This window comes from Mesorhizobium sp. B2-3-13 (assembly GCF_006442195.1).
In the GTDB taxonomy this organism is placed as follows: Bacteria; Pseudomonadota; Alphaproteobacteria; order Rhizobiales; family Rhizobiaceae; genus Mesorhizobium; species Mesorhizobium salmacidum.
Genome location: NZ_VFVQ01000020.1, coordinates 1 through 15,470, shown reverse-complemented (window position 1 = coordinate 15,470; position 15,470 = coordinate 1). Strand labels below are relative to the sequence as shown.

The following is a 15,470-nucleotide window of genomic DNA, read 5'->3' as shown; positions in this document are numbered from 1 at the left end:
GCTTTTGCGTTGGTGTCTTTTCGCGCCGTCCTCAATCACGGAGCCGCCATGTCCTTTCACAAACTCGACGACCTCGGCCACAAGCTCGAAGCGCTTGAGCATGCGCTGGCCATCCTCGGCGCCGATGAAGCGACCCATATGGCCGTTGGCGGTGGCGAGAAGCGCGCCGAGGCGATGGCGGCACTGGCCGGCATGTATCACACCAGGGCGACCGCGCCGGAAATATCGGACTGGATCGCCGCCGCCGAAGCCGAGGCATTGGACGATGAGCAGCGCGCGGCCCTAACCGAGCTGCGGCGGCAGTACACCAACCTGACCTGCCTGCCGGTCGAATTCGTCGAACGCCAGACAACGGCGCGCATGCGTTGCGAGCAGCTATGGCGCGACCTGCGCGCCAAGAACAACTGGGCTGGCTTCCAGCCGGCGCTCGAGGGCGTGGTGGCGCTGGTGCGCGAAGAGGCGGCCCTGCGCTCCGACGTGCTCGGCCTCGCGCCCTATGACGCGCTGATGGAACAATACGATCCCGGCAACCGCACGGCGGATATCACTCCCGTCTTCGCCGACCTGAAGGCCTTCCTTAGAGGCTTCGTGCCGGAGGCGCTGGCGATCCAGGAAGCGCGGCTGCGCAGGCATCCGCTGAAGCCGCTTTCGGGCACCTATGCCATCGACCGGCAACGCGAACTCGGTCTCGCCATGATGGCGGCGGTCGGCTTCGACCTGACACACGGCTCGCTGTCGGTGTCGCACCATCCGTTCTGCGGCGGCGTGCCCAGCGACGTGCGCATCACCACCCGCTACAAGACATCGGACTTCCTGTCGGCGCTGATGGGCGTGCTGCACGAGACCGGCCATGCGCTCTATGAGCAGAACCTGCCGAGGGCATGGTCGCACTGGCCGCTCGGCAAGGCCCGCGGCATGGCCGTGCATGAAAGCCAGAGCCTGTTCGTCGAAAAGCAGATCGGCCGCAATCCTGCTTTCTGGCACTGGGCGCTGCCGGTGGTGGAAAAGCATCTCGGCGAAACCTGGTCGCTCGATGATCTCTTGCCGCATGTGCATCGTGTCGAGCGCGGCCTGATCCGCGTGGATGCCGACGAAGTAACCTATCCGCTGCATGTCATCCTGCGCTACGAACTGGAGCAGGAACTCGTCTCGGGCAGGCTGGAGGTGGCTGATCTACCCGAAGCCTGGGACGCCAAGATGCGCGACTATCTCGGCCTCTCCACCATCGACAATCCGGCCGATGGGCCGATGCAGGACGTGCACTGGCCGGGTGCCGCCTTCGGCTATTTCCCCTCCTACACGCTGGGCGCGATGATGGCGGCGCAGCAATGGGCCGCGCTGATACGCGAACATCCTTCCGCCGACGACGACCTGGTGAAAGGGAATTTCGCGGCCATCAACGACTGGCGCCGCAAGAAGATATGGTCGCAGGGATCGCGCTGGACGACGCCGGACCTGCTCGAACGCGCCACCGGCGAAAAACTCAACGCCGTTTATTTCGTCAATCACCTGAAGCAGCGCTACGGTGGATGAGACCGGCCATATCGAGCCCCGCTATTCCGCCGCGCCCCTGAAGGCGCTGGCGCCGGTCTCGAATTGCAGCTTGGCCAGGCGCGCATAGATGCCGCCCTTGACGACTAGGCTCTGATGCGTGCCTTCCTCGACGATGCGGCCGCCATCCATGACCAGGATCCTGTCGGCCTTGAGCACGGTCGCCAGCCGGTGGGCGATGACGATGGTGGTGCGGCCTTGCATCAGCCGCTCGAGCCCCGTCTGCACCAGCGTCTCGCTTTCGGCGTCGAGGGCCGAGGTCGCCTCGTCGAGCAACAGGACCGGCGCGTCGCGCAGGATGGCGCGGGCGATCGCTACCCGCTGGCGCTGGCCGCCTGACAGCGTCACGCCGCGTTCGCCGACCTGGCTGTCGTAACCCTTCTCGAGCTTGAGGATGAATTCGTCGGCCAACGCATCCTTCGCCGCCGCCTCGATCTCGGCCTCGCTGGCGCCTGGCCGGCCAAAGCCGATATTGTCGCGCGCGCTCGTCGCGAAGATGGTGACATCTTGCGGCACGATGGCGATGCGCTGCCTGACCGCGACGGGGTCAGCCTCACGCACGTCGATGCCGTCGATCAGGATCTTGCCGGTTTCGGGATCATAGAAGCGCAGGATCAGCGAAAAGACAGTGCTCTTGCCGGCACCCGAGGGACCGACGATCGCCACCGTCTCGCCGGGTTTGACCGAAAAACTCAAGCCATGGACGGCGGCGCGGTCGGGCCTCGCCGGATAAGAGAACGAGACGTCGTCGAAGATGATCGCGCCCTTCACAATTGCCGGCATCGGCTTCGGCTCGGCCGGCGCCTGGATCGCCGGCGTCTCGGCCAGGATCTCGGTCAACCGTTCGGCCGCACCCGCTGCTTGCGCGAGTTCGCCCCAGACTTCCGACAGCGCGCCGAGCGCGCCGGCGGCGAACACCGAATAGAGCAGGAACTGGCCAAGCGTGCCGGGTGACAGATTGCCGTCGAGCACGTCGCGCGAGCCGAACCACAACACCGCAACGACCGACGAGAAAATGGTGAAGATGGCGAAGAAGGTGAGGAAGGACCGCGCGAAGATCGAGGCACGTGCCGCCTCGAAGGCGGCTTCCACCGCGCCCGAAAAACGACCGGTGACCAGTTTCTCATTGGTAAAGGCCTGCAGCGTGCGCACTGCGCCGATCTGCTCGCTGGCATAGGCTGTCGCCTCGGCGAGCGTGTCCTGTGCCTGCCGGGATTTGCGCCTCACGGAGCGGCCGAAGGCGACCAGCGGCAGCACGATGATCGGAATGGCCGCTATGACCAGGCTGGACAGTTTTGGGCTGGTGACAACCATCATCGCCACGGCGCCGAGCCCAAGGATGACGTTGCGCAGCGCGACCGAAGCCGTGGCGCCTACCGCCGACTTGACCTGCGTGGTGTCGGCGGCGAGCCGCGACACGATCTCACCCGACTGGGCAGTGTCGAAGAAGGCCGGCGACAGCATCGTCACATGAGCGAAAACGTCGCGCCTGATGTCGGCGACGACGCGCTCGCCGAGCGTGATGACGAAATAGTAGCGGCCGGCCGAGGCGGCCGCCAAAAGCGCCGCCATGGCCACCAGCGCGGCGAAATATTCAGCGATGATGGTGGATCCCGCCGGCGTGAAGCCATGATCGATCATGCGCCGCACCGCCAGCGGCAGCGCCAGCGTCGTCATCGCCGCGACTGCCAGCGAGACGACGGCGCCCGCCACCATTTTCCGGTAGCGGCCGATGTAAGGGAACAGGCGCCTGAGCGGCTTGAGCGAGCGGCGGCGCTCGTCTGCGCTGCTGGATTGCGCCATCCCGGTGTTTCCTCTAGCCGCCTTGTTGTATGCGCCTCAATATGCGCGAGCCACGGCCTTGTGATTCAATTTCGGCTGATGTATAGCCACGCCGACCGTTTTAGAAGCCGTGGCTCCTCAATAGCTGCGGCTTCGAGTTTAAAAAAGGGGCGCATCGACGCAGGCTTATGCCAGTCAGCCGCGCCAGCAAGCCAGGAACCGAGCCATGAAGAGCGCTATTCATCCCGACTACCACACCATCAAGGTCGTCATGACCGACGGCACCGAATACACGACCCGTTCGACCTGGGGCAAGGAAGGCGATACGATGAACCTCGACATCGACCCGACCACCCACCCGGCCTGGACCGGCGGCCAGCAGACTCTGCTCGACCGCGGCGGCCGCCTGTCGAAGTTCAAGAAGCGCTTTGAAGGTTTCGGCCTCTAAGGCAAGAGCTTTTTCGCAGATCAAAAGCCCGCCCTCGTGGCGGGTTTTTTGTTGCTTGGCCGAAGGCTGAGTTTTCGGCTCTCTATTCCGCCAGCAGTTCCCTGAGCGCCATACGCTTATAGGCTGCGACCAGCCTGTCGCCCTCCTGCCGCTCGACCGAGATCGCCAGCCGCATGGCCGCCTCGCCCATCTGCCAGACGAGAAAGGCCGTGGTCTCCAGGGAAACGGGATCGGCGCCGGGACGTAACCGCTTCAGCACCGCACCGAGGAATTCGGCATTGGCCCGGCTGTCGGCGAGCTCGAGGCGGCGCAGCGCCTTGTCGGCCTGCGTGCCCGACCAGATGTCGCGCATCACCGGTTCGGCGAGGAACAGTCGGTAGTAGATATCGACCAGCTCCGAAAACGCTTGGCCCAGCCCCTCTGCATCCGTAACATCCTTGAGCGCCGCCGAGATGCAGGCTTGGCTCTCCACCGTGTAGCGCTCTGCCAGCGCCCAGACGATCGCCCGCTTGTCCGGAAAGAACTGGTAGAGCGATCCGATCGACACCCCTGCCCGTTCAGCGACTTCACCCATGCGCATGGCATCGCTGCCTTGCTCGGCGATCAGCGCCGAGGCGGCGGCCAGCATGCGCTCGACCCGCTCGCGGCTGCGCTGCTGGCTTGGTGCCCGGCGCGGCGAAGCGATCTGCTCGTTGGCCGGCGTGCCTTCCATGACTGTCTCCAACAAACGCGCCCGGCAATCGCCTCGAATGACTTGACTCGCAGAATACGAGGGTTTATCACATTTTGCAAATGTGAGGATTAGTCACATTTGCAAACAGAGGAACCCGCCGCAACCGGCACTTGGAGCAACCGACATGATTGTCAAACTTCTTCCCATCCTCACTTTCATCGCGGCCCTGGGCGCAGGCGTGGTCGGCGGCGTGTTCTTCGCCTTCTCCAACTTCGTCATGCCGGCGTTCGCTCGCCTGCCGGCGGCGGGCGGCATCGCCGCCATGAATTCGATCAACGTCACTGTCATCACGCCGATGTTCATGACGGCACTCTTCGGCACCGGGCTGGTCTGCATCGTGCTCATCGCCGGCGCCCTCATCGGCTGGAACCAGCCGGGTTCGTTCTGGCTTCTGGCCGGCGCGCTGATCTATCTCGTCGGCAACCCGATCGTGACCATGGTCTTCAACGTGCCTCTCAACGATGCGCTGGCCGCCGTCGATCCGGCCAGCAGCAATGGCGCCGCCGTATGGACCAGCTTTCTCCGGAACTGGGTGATGTGGAACCACGTTCGCACCGTCACCGCCATCGTTGCCATGGCATCCTTCTGGTTCGCCGCGCGTTGACATGTTGACGGACCGCCGCAGCCGGGCGTTGTGGCGGCCATAAGCATTGTCGGGAAAAGAGCCGTGAACGATCCGTATTCGACCATGGCCGTCGGCATTTCGATCGGCGTCGGCCTCGGCGCTGCCCTCGGCGTGGCGATGGATGACCCCGCCGTCGGCATCGGCATGGGCATAGCGATCGGCGCCGGTATCGGTGCTGTTTTCGGAAAGAGGCGCAAGTGATCGTCCCGCTTTCGCGGGAAGATATCAGCTCTTCGCCTTGCGGTCGGCGTGACCGAGATCACGATCCGGATCGATCACGTCGCGGACCAACTGCTTGAGTTTCGCCGCGTCCGGAAAGCCGCCGTCGCGCTTGCGGTTCCAGACCAGTACATCGTTGCACGAGATGGTGAAGATGCCGCCGGTGCCCGGCACCAGCGTCACCTCACCGAGATCGGTGCCGAAGGTGGAGAGCAGCTCCTGCGCCATCCAGCCGGCACGTAGCAGCCACTGGCATTGCGTGCAGTAGGTGATGCGGATGGCGGGCAACCGAGCTTTGCTCATGTCGGATCAGGCTTCACTCACGCCGCGCTGAGCTTGGCCAAGGTTTCGTCGTCGACTTCGAAGTTGGCGTACACGCTTTGCACGTCGTCATCGTCCTCGAGCGTCGCAACCAGCTTCATCAGCGACTGCGCCCGCTCTTCGTCGACCGGGACATTGTTCTGCGGCTTCCAGATCGCCTTGACCGATTCGGCCTCGCCGAGCGAGGCTTCAAGCGCCTTGGACACTTCGCCGAGAGTCTCGAAGGCGCAATAGATCGTGTGGCCTTCCTCGTCCGATTCGACATCGTCGGCACCGGCTTCGATGGCCGCGTCCATGATCTTGTCGGCACTGCCTGCCGAGGCCGGATAGTAGATTTCGCCGGCGCGGTCCCACATGAACGATACCGATCCGGTTTCGCCGAGCGCGCCGCCTGCCTTGGTGAAGGCGGCACGGACATTGGACGCCGACCGGTTGCGGTTGTCGGTCAGCGCCTCGACGATCACGGCGACGCCACCCGGCCCATAACCTTCGTAGCGCACGGCTTCGTAATTCTCGGCATCGCCCATCGACGCCTTGTTGATGGCGCGCTGGATGTTGTCCTTCGGCATCGACACCGCCTTGGCGTTCTGGATCGCCAGGCGCAGGCGCGGGTTCATCGATGGATCGGGCGTCCCGCTCTTGGCCGCAACGGTGATTTCGCGCGCCAGCTTGGAAAACATTTTCGACCGCACCGCGTCCTGACGGCCCTTGCGGTGCATGATGTTCTTGAACTGTGAATGGCCAGCCATGGCACCCCTGTCGTGTTCGGCTAGAGCGTCTTGCCGCGAGGTGCGTCACCTCGCCTTTGCAAAAGGCTCGAATTCAATTTCAGAGCGTCCTGATGCGTCCGGGTGAACGTACGCGCTCTGTGTCGGAATGGCCGGCTTATAGATAAATCGGCTCAATTCGTCCAGCCGCGCCGCGTTGCCGGGCACTCGGCATGCGGCGGCCCGGCAAGCAGGCTTCGCCCGGCCTATGTCCTACCCTTCGAGATCGGAGTCCTACCCTTCCAGATCGGACTTCAGCCGGTCGATGATGCTGAGCGCATGGCCGGCATACTGGCTGATCCAGCGGTCGTGAATCTGCTTGATCGGCAGCGCGTTGAGGTGGTTCCAGCGCTCGCGCCCATCACGACGCGCAACGATCAGATCTGCCTCCTCCAGCACCTTGAGATGGAGCATGACCGTGCAGCGGTCGATATCGGGAAAGGCTTCGCACAGCATGCCGGTGGTCCTGGGCTCGTCTTTCAACCGGTCCAGCATTTCGCGCCGGCGCGGATGCGCCAGCGCCTTGAAAACATTGTCGTCCTGCGATCGGCTTGACATGTTACTTTTATATAACATATCGTTGTCGCGATCAAGCAAGGAGCTGTGGATATGTCTCTTGGATTCAGGGTTTCAGGGCGCATCGGTAAACCGGTCGCCGAAGTCTTCGACGCGGTCGCCAATCCGAAGAAGCTCAGCGGTTATTTCACCACCATCGGCGGCGCCAGCGCGCCATTGGTTGCCGGTTCGGGTGTCGTCTGGTGGGGCAAGGTGCCGGTCGAGGTCGACGAAGTGGTCAAGGACAGCCGCATCGTGTTGCGCTGGGATGCTACCGACGCCGACGGCAAGCCCGCCTACAAGACCCGCATCGAGATGAATTTCGAGCCGCTCGACGATGGCGGCACCTTCGTCACCATCGCCGAGAGCGGCTGGCACGAAGGCGCGGTCGGCCTGAAGAAGTCCTACCTGAATTGCGAGGGCTGGTCGCAGATGCTGGCCTGTATGAAGGCCTACGTCGAATACGGCATCAATCTGCGCGACGGTTATTACCGCAGCGAGATGAAGGGCGAGCCCGCCAGCGAAAACAACATTTAAAAAACGGAACCCAGCCATGACCGCGAAGATCACCGGCGGCATCAACATCGCCATGAAGGTGCCATCGCACCAGTACGAAGCGACGGTCGCCTTCTACCGCGACGTCGTCGGCCTCAAGCCGTTCACCACCAAGGCGCCGGCCGTCGGCTTCGAACTTGGGCCTGTCAGGCTGTGGATCGACGAAGCGCCGATGATGAGCCAAGCCGAGATCTGGCTGGAGCTTTTCACGCAGGATTTTCCGGGCGCCGCGGATCATCTGGCCAAGGCGGGCGTTGTGCGTTGCGATGCCATTGAGCCATTGGGCTTGGGTTTCCGAGGTGGCTGGACCACCAATCCGGCCAACATCATTCACATGGTACGCGAACCCGACGCCTGGTGAGCGCGTATTCGAAAAGGAGATCGCCATGGAAATCCGTGAAACACCGACCGCCGAAGCCGCCATGCTGATCCGGCGGCCGGTCGCTGATGTTTTCGAAGCCATCGTCGACCCGGCGATCACGACCCAATTCTGGTTCACCCACGGCAGCGGCCGGCTTGATGGCGGCAAGCCGGTTCAGTGGGAGTGGCGCATGTATGGCGTCTCGACGACCGTCGATGTCAGCGAGATCGTCAGGGACAAGAAGATCGTCATGACGTGGAGCGATCCGCCGACCACGGTGGTCTGGACCTTCACCGAAATGCCTGGGGAGGCGACCTTCCTCGAAGTCCACAATTTCGGCTTTGCCGGCAAGGGCGACGAGCAGGTGAAACAAGCGGTCGGCTCAACCGGCGGCTTTGCACTTGTCCTCGCCGGCGCCAAGGCCTGGCTGGAACAGGGCCTGACGCTGGGCCTGATCGCCGACCGCCACCCGAAGGGCGCTCCGGGGCATTAAATCAATTCCGAACGCAAAAGTGCGAAGCGCTTTTGCGTTCGGAATTGCGTAAAGCAAAGAGATAGCGCATTGGAGGCGATCCTGTTCTCGCCGGAAATGCCGAGGCTCGCCCGATCCGGTCGGTCTCAGTGCCCGTCGCCGGATTTCGCTTTCTTGCGCCGTCGCGCCAGCATGTTGAGTCCCTCGACCAGCGCCGAAAAACCCATCGCGGCGTAGATGTAGCCCTTGGGCACATGGTAGCCCATGCCGTCGGCGATCAGTGTCATGCCGATCATCAGCAGGAAGCCCAGCGCCAGCATGACGATGCTCGGGTTCTTGGCGATGAAGTCCGCCAGCGGTCCGGCGGCAAGCATCATCGCCGTGACGGCCACGATGACCGCGATGTACATGATGGCGATCTCGTCGGTCATGCCGACCGCGGTGATGATGGAATCGATAGAGAAGACGAGGTCGAGCAGCAGGATCTGGAAGATCGCGCCGGCAAGCGAGATCTTGAGCGTTTCGCCCAGCATCGTGTCCTGATGGTCGTCGGGATCGACCGTGTGGTGGATTTCCTTGGTCGCCTTCCACACCAGGAACAGGCCGCCTGCGATCAGGATCAGGTCGCGCCAGGAGAAGCCGTGGCCTAAGGCCGTGAACACCGGCGTCGTCAGCTGGACGATGATGGAAATGGTGGCAAGCAGCACCAGGCGCATGATCAGCGCGGCCGAGATGCCAAGGCGGCGCGCACGAGCCCTCTGCTCCACCGGCAGCTTGTTGGTCAGGATGGAGATGAAGATCAGATTGTCGATGCCGAGCACGATCTCGAGCACCACCAGCGTCAGCAACGCGACCCAGGCGGTCGGGTCGGAAACGAATTGAAAATGCGGCGCCAGGAATTCGATAAGCTGCATGGAGGTCGTCCCCTACGATCTAGAGCAGTGTCGCCGGCAGTTGGGTATTGCGAACGCTTATATCAATGTCACGACCAGAAGGAGGGGACCGTTTCCTCCAGCCGGGGGCCGCGACGAAACGGCGCGATCTTCTCGGTCAGCCCGGTGCGGTCGGAAATATTCACGCCGACCCCGCACAATGTCGCCGGGCCGATCGCCGCTTCGAAACGGCCTTTCGGCACCTTCGACAGGAACCGGTTGAGCGGTTCTTCCTTGTCCATGCCAAGCGAGGAATCGTAGTCACCGCACATGCCGGCATCCGACAGGTAGCCGGTGCCGCCATTGAGTATCTGGTGATCGGCGGTGGGCTGGTGCGTGTGGGTGCCGACGACCAGGCTGGCACGGCCGTCGACAAAATGCGCGAAGCACATCTTTTCCGAGGTTGCCTCGGCGTGGAAGTCGATCACCACCGCATCCGCCTGCTCGCCGAGCGGACAGGCCGCAAGCTCGCGTTCGCCGGCCTGGAACGGATCATCGAGCTCGGGATGCATGAATACCCGGCCCATGATGTTGGCGACCAGCACACGCGCGCCGCTCCTGGCGATATAGACGCCGGAGCCGCGCCCTGGCGTGCCTTTGGGAAAATTGGAGGGCCGCAGGAAACGCTGCTCGCGCGGCGCGAAGGCCAGCGCGTCGCGCTGGTCCCAGACATGGTTGCCGGTGGTCACGACATCGCAGCCCGCCGCGATCGTCTCGCGAAAAATCTCTTCGGTGATGCCGAAGCCGCCGGCGGCGTTCTCGCCGTTGACGATGACGAAATCGAGTTTGAAGTCGGAGATCAGGCCAGGCAGTTGTTCCCACACCGCGGTGCGGCCCGTCTTACCGACCATGTCCCCGAGGAAGAGAAGTCTCATCTATGCCTGATCCCGAAAAGTTGCATGACTTTTCGGCAAAGATCATGCGTTTCAAAGAACTATCTACAATTTTGGTGCAAAGCGGCGCAACCCGCTCTCGGTGAGTATTTCCGCGATGACCACGTCATGGGGTTCGTCCGGAACTTGCGAAACTTCTTGGCAGTCGAAGGCGATGCCGACCAGCCGGGGCGCATGCCCCTTGTCGACGAGCTTCGCGATCGCGCGATCGTAATAGCCCGCGCCATAACCGATGCGGTGGCCGCGCGCGTCGAAGGCGGCGAGCGGCACCAGCATGACCGAGGGGTCGAGAACTTCGGCCTCCGCGTGCGGTCCGACCGTGCCAAAGCCCATGTCGACCATCGGCGCACCACGCACCAGCTCGCGAAAGACGATGGTGGTTTTGTCGAGAATGGCGGGCAGGCAGAGCCGTGCGCCCTTCTCGCGCAAGGCGAACATCAATGGCCTGACATCCACCTCCGAGCGCATTGGCCAGAAACCGGAGACGATCTGACCGGACCCGACCTCCAGACGGTCGCGCGCCGTCTCCGCCATTTCGAGCGCGGCCTCGACCCGCCAGAATTCATCAAGCGCGTCGCGGCGGGCGAGTGCCTCGAGGCGCAGCCGTTTTTTAAGGTCTTTGGGAGAGGTCATGCGGCCAAGGTAGAAAAGGTCAGAACTGTGTGAGGTCTCAAGAGCGACGTTTTCCACCGCATCATCCACCGCGATGCGTGGACGCCTTGCGACAAGTGGCGATCCACACAACCGGTGGAGAGGTCGATCCCGGGTGCCTACAAAGTAGGTGGGCGCCGTATGAGAAAACCCACGGGTCTTCCCAGGGACAGCTCCCTAAGGATCATTAAGGCCCCGGGGAAAAGTGTCTCCTGCCGGGAAGCGCAGACCGCCTCCGCCAATATAGGCCGATGGTGGCCCATGCGCCAGAGAGACGGTGCTCTTTCCGCGCCGATTTGGCATCATCGCCGTTGCAAACCCGCCCTTGCGCGGACCAGAGGGCCTCCTTACGGTCCCCGGAACGAACCGAGGAGCAAAAATGCGTTTCGAAGGCACGGCGGCCTATGTCGCCGACAAGGATCTGATGGTGGCGGTCAACGCGGCGATCGCGCTGGAGCGGCCGTTGCTGGTCAAGGGCGAGCCCGGCACCGGCAAGACTGAACTTGCCCGCCAGGTGGCGGCGGCACTCGGCCTCGACCTCATCGAATGGCATGTCAAATCGACGACACGGGCGCAGCAAGGTCTTTACGAGTACGATGCCGTGTCGCGGCTGCGCGACAGCCAGCTCGGCGATCTCAGGTTCAACGACATCAAGAACTACATCAAGCGCGGCAAGCTTTGGGAGGCATTCGCGGCCGGCAAGAAGGTCGTGCTTCTGATCGACGAGATCGACAAGGCCGACATCGAGTTCCCCAACGACCTGCTGCAGGAACTCGACCGGATGGAATTCTTCGTCTACGAGACCGGTGAGACCATCCGCGCTGCGGTGCGGCCGATCGTCATCATCACTTCCAACAACGAGAAGGAACTGCCGGACGCCTTCCTGCGCCGCTGCTTCTTCCACTATATCCGCTTTCCCGATGTCGACACGCTGCACAGGATCGTCGATGTCCACTACCCAGGCATCAAGCAGAACCTGGTGCGCGCGGCGCTCACCCAATTCTACGAAATCCGTGACGTGCCGGGGCTGAAGAAAAAGCCGTCGACATCGGAGGCGTTGGACTGGATCCGCCTGCTGGTCGCTGACGACATCGCGCCAGAGGATTTGCGCGCCGACGCCAAGAACGCGCTGCCCAAGCTGCACGGCGCCCTGCTGAAGAACGAACAGGACGTGCACCTGTTCGAGCGGCTGGCCTTCATGGCCAGACGGCAGCAATAGGACCGCAGCGATAGCGCTTTCCTCGGCTGTGGACCGTTGCCGCCGGCCGAAGAGCACGTCAGCTTCGGCCGGAACCCTTCGGAGGAGATAAAATGTCTGAGATTGTTGTCCGCCCGCTCGCGCAATCCGACCACGCCGACTGGCGCCGCTTGTGGACCGACTATCTGACCTTCTACGAAACCAAGCTGCCGGAAGAGGTCTACGCCGTCACCTGGAAGCGGCTGTTCACGGCGGGCGAGTTCGAGCCGAAGGGTTTTACCGCTACCCTCGACGGCAAGGCGGTCGGCCTCACCCACTATCTCTACCACCGCTCCGGCTGGTCGGAGAAAAACAACTGCTACCTGCAGGACCTGTTCGCCGACCCGCAAGTGCGCGGCAAGGGCATCGGTGCCGCCCTGATTAAGGCCGTCAAGGATGAGGCAGCCAAGATTGGCGTGAAGAACGTCTATTGGATGACGCACGAGACCAACACCACCGCGCGCAAGCTCTACGACCGCGTTGCGCGCCGCACCGGCTTTATCGAGTATGATTTGCTGTAACCGGCCATGTTCATCCCCTTCTTCCTCGAACTGAAGGCAGCGCGTGTTCCCGTTTCGCTCAGGGAATACCTCTCTCTGCTGGAAGGGCTGAAAGCCGGACTGGTCGACTATGATGTCGAGGGATTTTACTATCTTGCTCGCGCCGCCCTGGTGAAGGACGAGCGCCATATCGACCGCTTCGACCAGGTGTTCGCGCATGTCTTCAAGGGCATCGAGGCGCTGGGTGGCCCGGATGCCATCAATGTCGCCGACATTCCCGAGGAATGGCTGCGCCGGCTCGCCGAGAAACACCTGACCGAAGAGGAGAAAAAGCTGGTCGAGGCGCTTGGCGGCTTCGACAAGCTGATGGAGACGCTGAAGCAACGGCTCGAGGAACAAAAAGGCCGCCACCAGGGCGGTTCGAAATGGATCGGCACCGGCGGCACCTCGCCCTTCGGCGCCTATGGCTACAACCCCGAAGGCGTCCGCATTGGCCAGCATGAAAGCCGCAACCGCCGCGCGGTGAAGGTCTGGGACAAGCGCGAGTTCAGGAATTTCGACGATGCCATCGAACTCGGCACCCGCAACATCAAGGTCGCGCTGAAGCGGCTGCGCCGCTGGGTGCGCGAAGGCGCTGAGGAAGAGTTCGACCTGCCCGGCACCATCCACGCCACCGCCGAGCATGGCTATCTCGACGTCAAGACGCGTCCCGAGCGCCGCAATGCCGTGAAGCTCCTGATGTTCTTCGATGTCGGCGGCTCGATGGACGACCATATCAAAAGCGTCGAGGAACTGTTTTCGGCCGCCCGCGCCGAATTCCGCCAGCTCGAATATTTCTATTTCCACAACTGCATCTACGAAGGCGTGTGGAAGGACAATCGCCGCCGCCATGCCGAGGTGATTCCGACCTTCGACCTCCTCCACAAATATGGTCCGGACTATAAGGTCATCATCGTCGGCGATGCCTCGATGAGCCCATACGAGATCGCCCACCCCGGCGGCTCGGTGGAACACTGGAACCCCGAGGCCGGAACCGTTTGGCTCGGCCGGCTGCTGCGGCAATGGCCGAACGCGGTGTGGCTTAACCCCGAGAGCGAAAAGAACTGGGGCTTTACCCATTCGATCGCGATGATCCGTGACATCTTCGGCGGCCGCATGTTTCCGCTGACACTGGCCGGGCTCGAAGGTGCTACGAAGCAGCTTTCAAGAAAGCACTGAAGGACCACGGGAGATCAGATGACCTGCTTCCTCTGCTTGCAGTGCGGCGTCCAGTTCGCGGCGACGGAAACGCCACCGCGACACTGCCCGATTTGCGAGGACGAACGGCAGTATGTGCGCTGGGAGGGCCAGGCCTGGACCACGCCCCAACAACTCGCCGCCGCGCATCGGCTGGTGATGAAGGACGACGCCGGCGTGCTCGCGTTTGGCATCGAGCCGCGCTTCGCCATCGGACAGCGGGCGCTGCTGGCGCAAACGCTGCACGGCAATGTGCTATGGGACTGCATCTCGATGGTAAGCGACGAGGCGGTGGCGGAGATCAACCGCCGCGGCGGCCTTGCCGCGATCGCCATCTCGCACTGCCATTACTATTCAGTGATGGTCGAATGGAGCGAGGCGTTTGGCGGCGTGCCGATCTATCTCCATGCCGACGACCGGCAATGGATCATGCGGCCGCATCGCTCGATCGTCAGTTGGCAAGGCGAGACGCTGGCCATCAACCCGTCGCTGACACTCATCCGCTGCGGCGGCCACTTTGCCGGCGGCCAGGTGCTGCACTGGAAACGCGACGGTGCCGATGCCCTGCTGACCGGCGACATCCTGCAGGTGACGCCGACACGCCGCCATGTCAGCTTCATGTACAGCTATCCGAACCAGATCCCGCTCAATGCTGCCGCCATACACCGCATCGCGGCAGCCCTTGCGCCGTTCGCCTTCGACGACATCTACGGCGCATGGTGGAACCAGAACATCATCAGCGATGCGAAGACGGCGCTGGCCGCCTCTGTCACGCGCTATCTCGCGGCGATTGCCTGAGGAATTCCAGGTGGTCCGCTCGAAAATGCGGGCAAATGTCGTAACAAACGCCTATCTTGTTGCGAATATCCGGTTGCAACCAAGAACGAGCCGCCAAGGCTGAGGAGATCAAATGGACACCCACACCTACCCCGTAACCCGCACCGACGCCGAATGGCGCGCCCGGCTGACGCCGGAGCAGTACGCGGTCATGCGCAACCATGGCACCGAGCGGCCGGGGAGCTGCGCCCTGCTCTATGAGAAGCGTGCCGGCACTTTTTCCTGCGTTGGCTGCGACCAGCCGCTGTTCCAATCCACGCTGAAGTTCGAGAGCGGCACCGGCTGGCCGAGCTTCAACGATCCCGTTCCGGGCTCGGTCGAGAACACGGTCGACCGCAGCTACGGCATGGTCCGTACCGAATGCCACTGCTCTCGTTGCGGCAGCCATCTCGGCCATGTCTTCGAGGACGGCCCGCCGCCGACCGGCCTGCGCTACTGCATCAATGGCGTGGCGCTGAAATTCGAGCCCGCGGCCTGAACAGGCGTCATCATTTCTCGCGAAGGGCGGCTCTGGCCGCCCTTTTCGTACGGGTCGCCTCGTCAGACGACGATCGTGGCGATCAGCCAGAGCGCTGATCCTAGCATGAAGAGCGAAGCCCTGGCACCGCCGGCCTTCTCAGCCGTGCGCCAGACCGCCAAAGTCAGGAAGACGTTGTAGGGCACCGGTGCAAAATGCACCGCCAGGACAAGACCGAGCGGCACCTTCAGCCCAAGCGAGGCCTTTGCACGGGAGCCGATATTTGGCGCACGTGATGCATGGGCGTTTTTTGAAAGGCGATCGGGCCGCCTTGGCGG

Annotated in this window: 21 protein-coding genes and 1 other RNA gene; 12 read left to right on the top strand and 10 right to left on the bottom strand. The window is 62.9% G+C overall.

Going from position 1 to position 15,470, the window contains the following annotated elements; translation table 11 throughout:
- Window positions 1-48: 48 nt before the first annotated feature.
- A complete protein-coding gene (locus FJ941_RS22185) occupies window positions 49-1,533 on the top strand; it encodes a carboxypeptidase M32 (RefSeq protein ID WP_140508934.1) in 1,485 nt (494 codons plus the stop codon).
- Between the two features lie 21 nt (window positions 1,534-1,554).
- Here the strand turns inward: FJ941_RS22185 and FJ941_RS22180 are convergent, their stop codons facing one another.
- The gene (locus FJ941_RS22180; RefSeq protein ID WP_140508925.1) at window positions 1,555-3,354 is read right to left on the bottom strand and encodes an ABC transporter transmembrane domain-containing protein; all 1,800 of its coding nucleotides are present in this window, start codon (window positions 3,352-3,354) and stop codon (window positions 1,555-1,557) included.
- A gap of 205 nt (window positions 3,355-3,559) precedes the next feature.
- On the opposite strand from FJ941_RS22180, the gene rpmE reads away from it, so the two are divergent.
- The gene (gene rpmE / locus FJ941_RS22175; protein ID WP_010912060.1) at window positions 3,560-3,781 is read left to right on the top strand and encodes a 50S ribosomal protein L31; all 222 of its coding nucleotides are present in this window, start codon (window positions 3,560-3,562) and stop codon (window positions 3,779-3,781) included.
- An 82-nt stretch (window positions 3,782-3,863) separates the two neighbouring features.
- Here the strand turns inward: rpmE and FJ941_RS22170 are convergent, their stop codons facing one another.
- Window positions 3,864-4,493: a TetR/AcrR family transcriptional regulator gene (locus FJ941_RS22170; RefSeq protein WP_140508923.1), complete on the bottom strand. Its 630-nt coding sequence runs from the start codon at window positions 4,491-4,493 to the stop codon at window positions 3,864-3,866.
- Between the two features lie 145 nt (window positions 4,494-4,638).
- Between FJ941_RS22170 and FJ941_RS22165 the strand changes: the two genes are divergently transcribed.
- Together FJ941_RS22165 and FJ941_RS29065 are read left to right on the top strand one after the other, a co-directional pair.
- On the top strand, window positions 4,639-5,118 hold the full coding sequence (locus tag FJ941_RS22165) for a DUF1772 domain-containing protein (protein WP_140508921.1): 480 nt from the start codon (window positions 4,639-4,641) through the stop codon (window positions 5,116-5,118).
- A 63-nt stretch (window positions 5,119-5,181) separates the two neighbouring features.
- Window positions 5,182-5,340, top strand: coding sequence for a hypothetical protein (locus FJ941_RS29065; protein ID WP_181166615.1), 159 nt, complete (start codon window positions 5,182-5,184; stop codon window positions 5,338-5,340).
- A gap of 24 nt (window positions 5,341-5,364) precedes the next feature.
- Here FJ941_RS29065 and FJ941_RS22160 read toward each other — a convergent pair whose 3' ends face one another.
- The 3 genes from FJ941_RS22160 to FJ941_RS22150 form a co-directional block, all read right to left on the bottom strand.
- Window positions 5,365-5,661 (bottom strand): SelT/SelW/SelH family protein, encoded by a 297-nt coding sequence (locus FJ941_RS22160; RefSeq protein ID WP_140508919.1) that lies wholly within the window; start codon window positions 5,659-5,661, stop codon window positions 5,365-5,367.
- A 17-nt stretch (window positions 5,662-5,678) separates the two neighbouring features.
- Window positions 5,679-6,428, bottom strand: coding sequence for a YebC/PmpR family DNA-binding transcriptional regulator (locus tag FJ941_RS22155; protein ID WP_140508917.1), 750 nt, complete (start codon window positions 6,426-6,428; stop codon window positions 5,679-5,681).
- A gap of 252 nt (window positions 6,429-6,680) precedes the next feature.
- Window positions 6,681-7,004 carry a helix-turn-helix domain-containing protein gene (locus FJ941_RS22150; protein ID WP_140508915.1) on the bottom strand — a complete coding sequence of 108 codons (324 nt, stop codon included), beginning with the start codon at window positions 7,002-7,004 and terminating at the stop codon, window positions 6,681-6,683.
- 51 nt (window positions 7,005-7,055) lie between these two features.
- Here FJ941_RS22150 and FJ941_RS22145 point away from each other — a divergent pair, with 51 nt between their 5' ends.
- The 3 genes from FJ941_RS22145 to FJ941_RS22135 are packed head-to-tail and all read left to right on the top strand — an operon-like array spanning window position 7,056 to window position 8,410.
- On the top strand, window positions 7,056-7,538 hold the full coding sequence (locus FJ941_RS22145) for an SRPBCC domain-containing protein (RefSeq protein ID WP_140508913.1): 483 nt from the start codon (window positions 7,056-7,058) through the stop codon (window positions 7,536-7,538).
- A gap of 16 nt (window positions 7,539-7,554) precedes the next feature.
- Window positions 7,555-7,917 (top strand): hypothetical protein, encoded by a 363-nt coding sequence (locus tag FJ941_RS22140; protein ID WP_140508911.1) that lies wholly within the window; start codon window positions 7,555-7,557, stop codon window positions 7,915-7,917.
- 25 nt (window positions 7,918-7,942) lie between these two features.
- Window positions 7,943-8,410 carry an SRPBCC family protein gene (locus tag FJ941_RS22135; RefSeq protein ID WP_140508910.1) on the top strand — a complete coding sequence of 156 codons (468 nt, stop codon included), beginning with the start codon at window positions 7,943-7,945 and terminating at the stop codon, window positions 8,408-8,410.
- Window positions 8,411-8,535: 125 nt separating this feature from the next.
- On the opposite strand, the gene FJ941_RS22130 is transcribed toward FJ941_RS22135, so the two are convergent.
- From FJ941_RS22130 to ssrS, 4 genes are all read right to left on the bottom strand, one after another.
- Complete coding sequence (locus FJ941_RS22130; protein WP_027141763.1) at window positions 8,536-9,303, bottom strand: TerC family protein; 768 nt, start codon at window positions 9,301-9,303, stop codon at window positions 8,536-8,538.
- 68 nt (window positions 9,304-9,371) lie between these two features.
- Window positions 9,372-10,196 (bottom strand): YmdB family metallophosphoesterase, encoded by an 825-nt coding sequence (locus FJ941_RS22125; protein WP_140508908.1) that lies wholly within the window; start codon window positions 10,194-10,196, stop codon window positions 9,372-9,374.
- Between the two features lie 63 nt (window positions 10,197-10,259).
- Window positions 10,260-10,847, bottom strand: coding sequence for a 5-formyltetrahydrofolate cyclo-ligase (locus FJ941_RS22120; protein ID WP_027141761.1), 588 nt, complete (start codon window positions 10,845-10,847; stop codon window positions 10,260-10,262).
- Window positions 10,848-10,943: 96 nt separating this feature from the next.
- Window positions 10,944-11,099, bottom strand: a non-coding RNA gene (gene ssrS, locus FJ941_RS22115) — 6S RNA.
- A 145-nt stretch (window positions 11,100-11,244) separates the two neighbouring features.
- On the opposite strand from ssrS, the gene FJ941_RS22110 reads away from it, so the two are divergent.
- The 5 genes from FJ941_RS22110 to msrB all read left to right on the top strand — a co-directional run bounded on the left by FJ941_RS22110 (window position 11,245) and on the right by msrB (window position 15,153).
- On the top strand, window positions 11,245-12,084 hold the full coding sequence (locus tag FJ941_RS22110; RefSeq protein ID WP_140508906.1) for a MoxR family ATPase: 840 nt from the start codon (window positions 11,245-11,247) through the stop codon (window positions 12,082-12,084).
- A gap of 92 nt (window positions 12,085-12,176) precedes the next feature.
- Window positions 12,177-12,623 carry a GNAT family N-acetyltransferase gene (locus tag FJ941_RS22105; RefSeq protein ID WP_140508904.1) on the top strand — a complete coding sequence of 149 codons (447 nt, stop codon included), beginning with the start codon at window positions 12,177-12,179 and terminating at the stop codon, window positions 12,621-12,623.
- Window positions 12,624-12,629: 6 nt separating this feature from the next.
- Complete coding sequence (locus FJ941_RS22100) at window positions 12,630-13,820, top strand: VWA domain-containing protein (protein ID WP_140508902.1); 1,191 nt, start codon at window positions 12,630-12,632, stop codon at window positions 13,818-13,820.
- An 18-nt stretch (window positions 13,821-13,838) separates the two neighbouring features.
- Window positions 13,839-14,636, top strand: coding sequence for an MBL fold metallo-hydrolase (locus FJ941_RS22095; RefSeq protein ID WP_140508900.1), 798 nt, complete (start codon window positions 13,839-13,841; stop codon window positions 14,634-14,636).
- A gap of 112 nt (window positions 14,637-14,748) precedes the next feature.
- Window positions 14,749-15,153 (top strand): peptide-methionine (R)-S-oxide reductase MsrB, encoded by a 405-nt coding sequence (msrB, locus tag FJ941_RS22090; protein WP_027141754.1) that lies wholly within the window; start codon window positions 14,749-14,751, stop codon window positions 15,151-15,153.
- 62 nt (window positions 15,154-15,215) lie between these two features.
- Here the strand turns inward: msrB and FJ941_RS29230 are convergent.
- On the bottom strand, window positions 15,216-15,470 hold a 255-nt coding region (locus tag FJ941_RS29230), incomplete at its 5' end, for a hypothetical protein (RefSeq protein WP_140508898.1).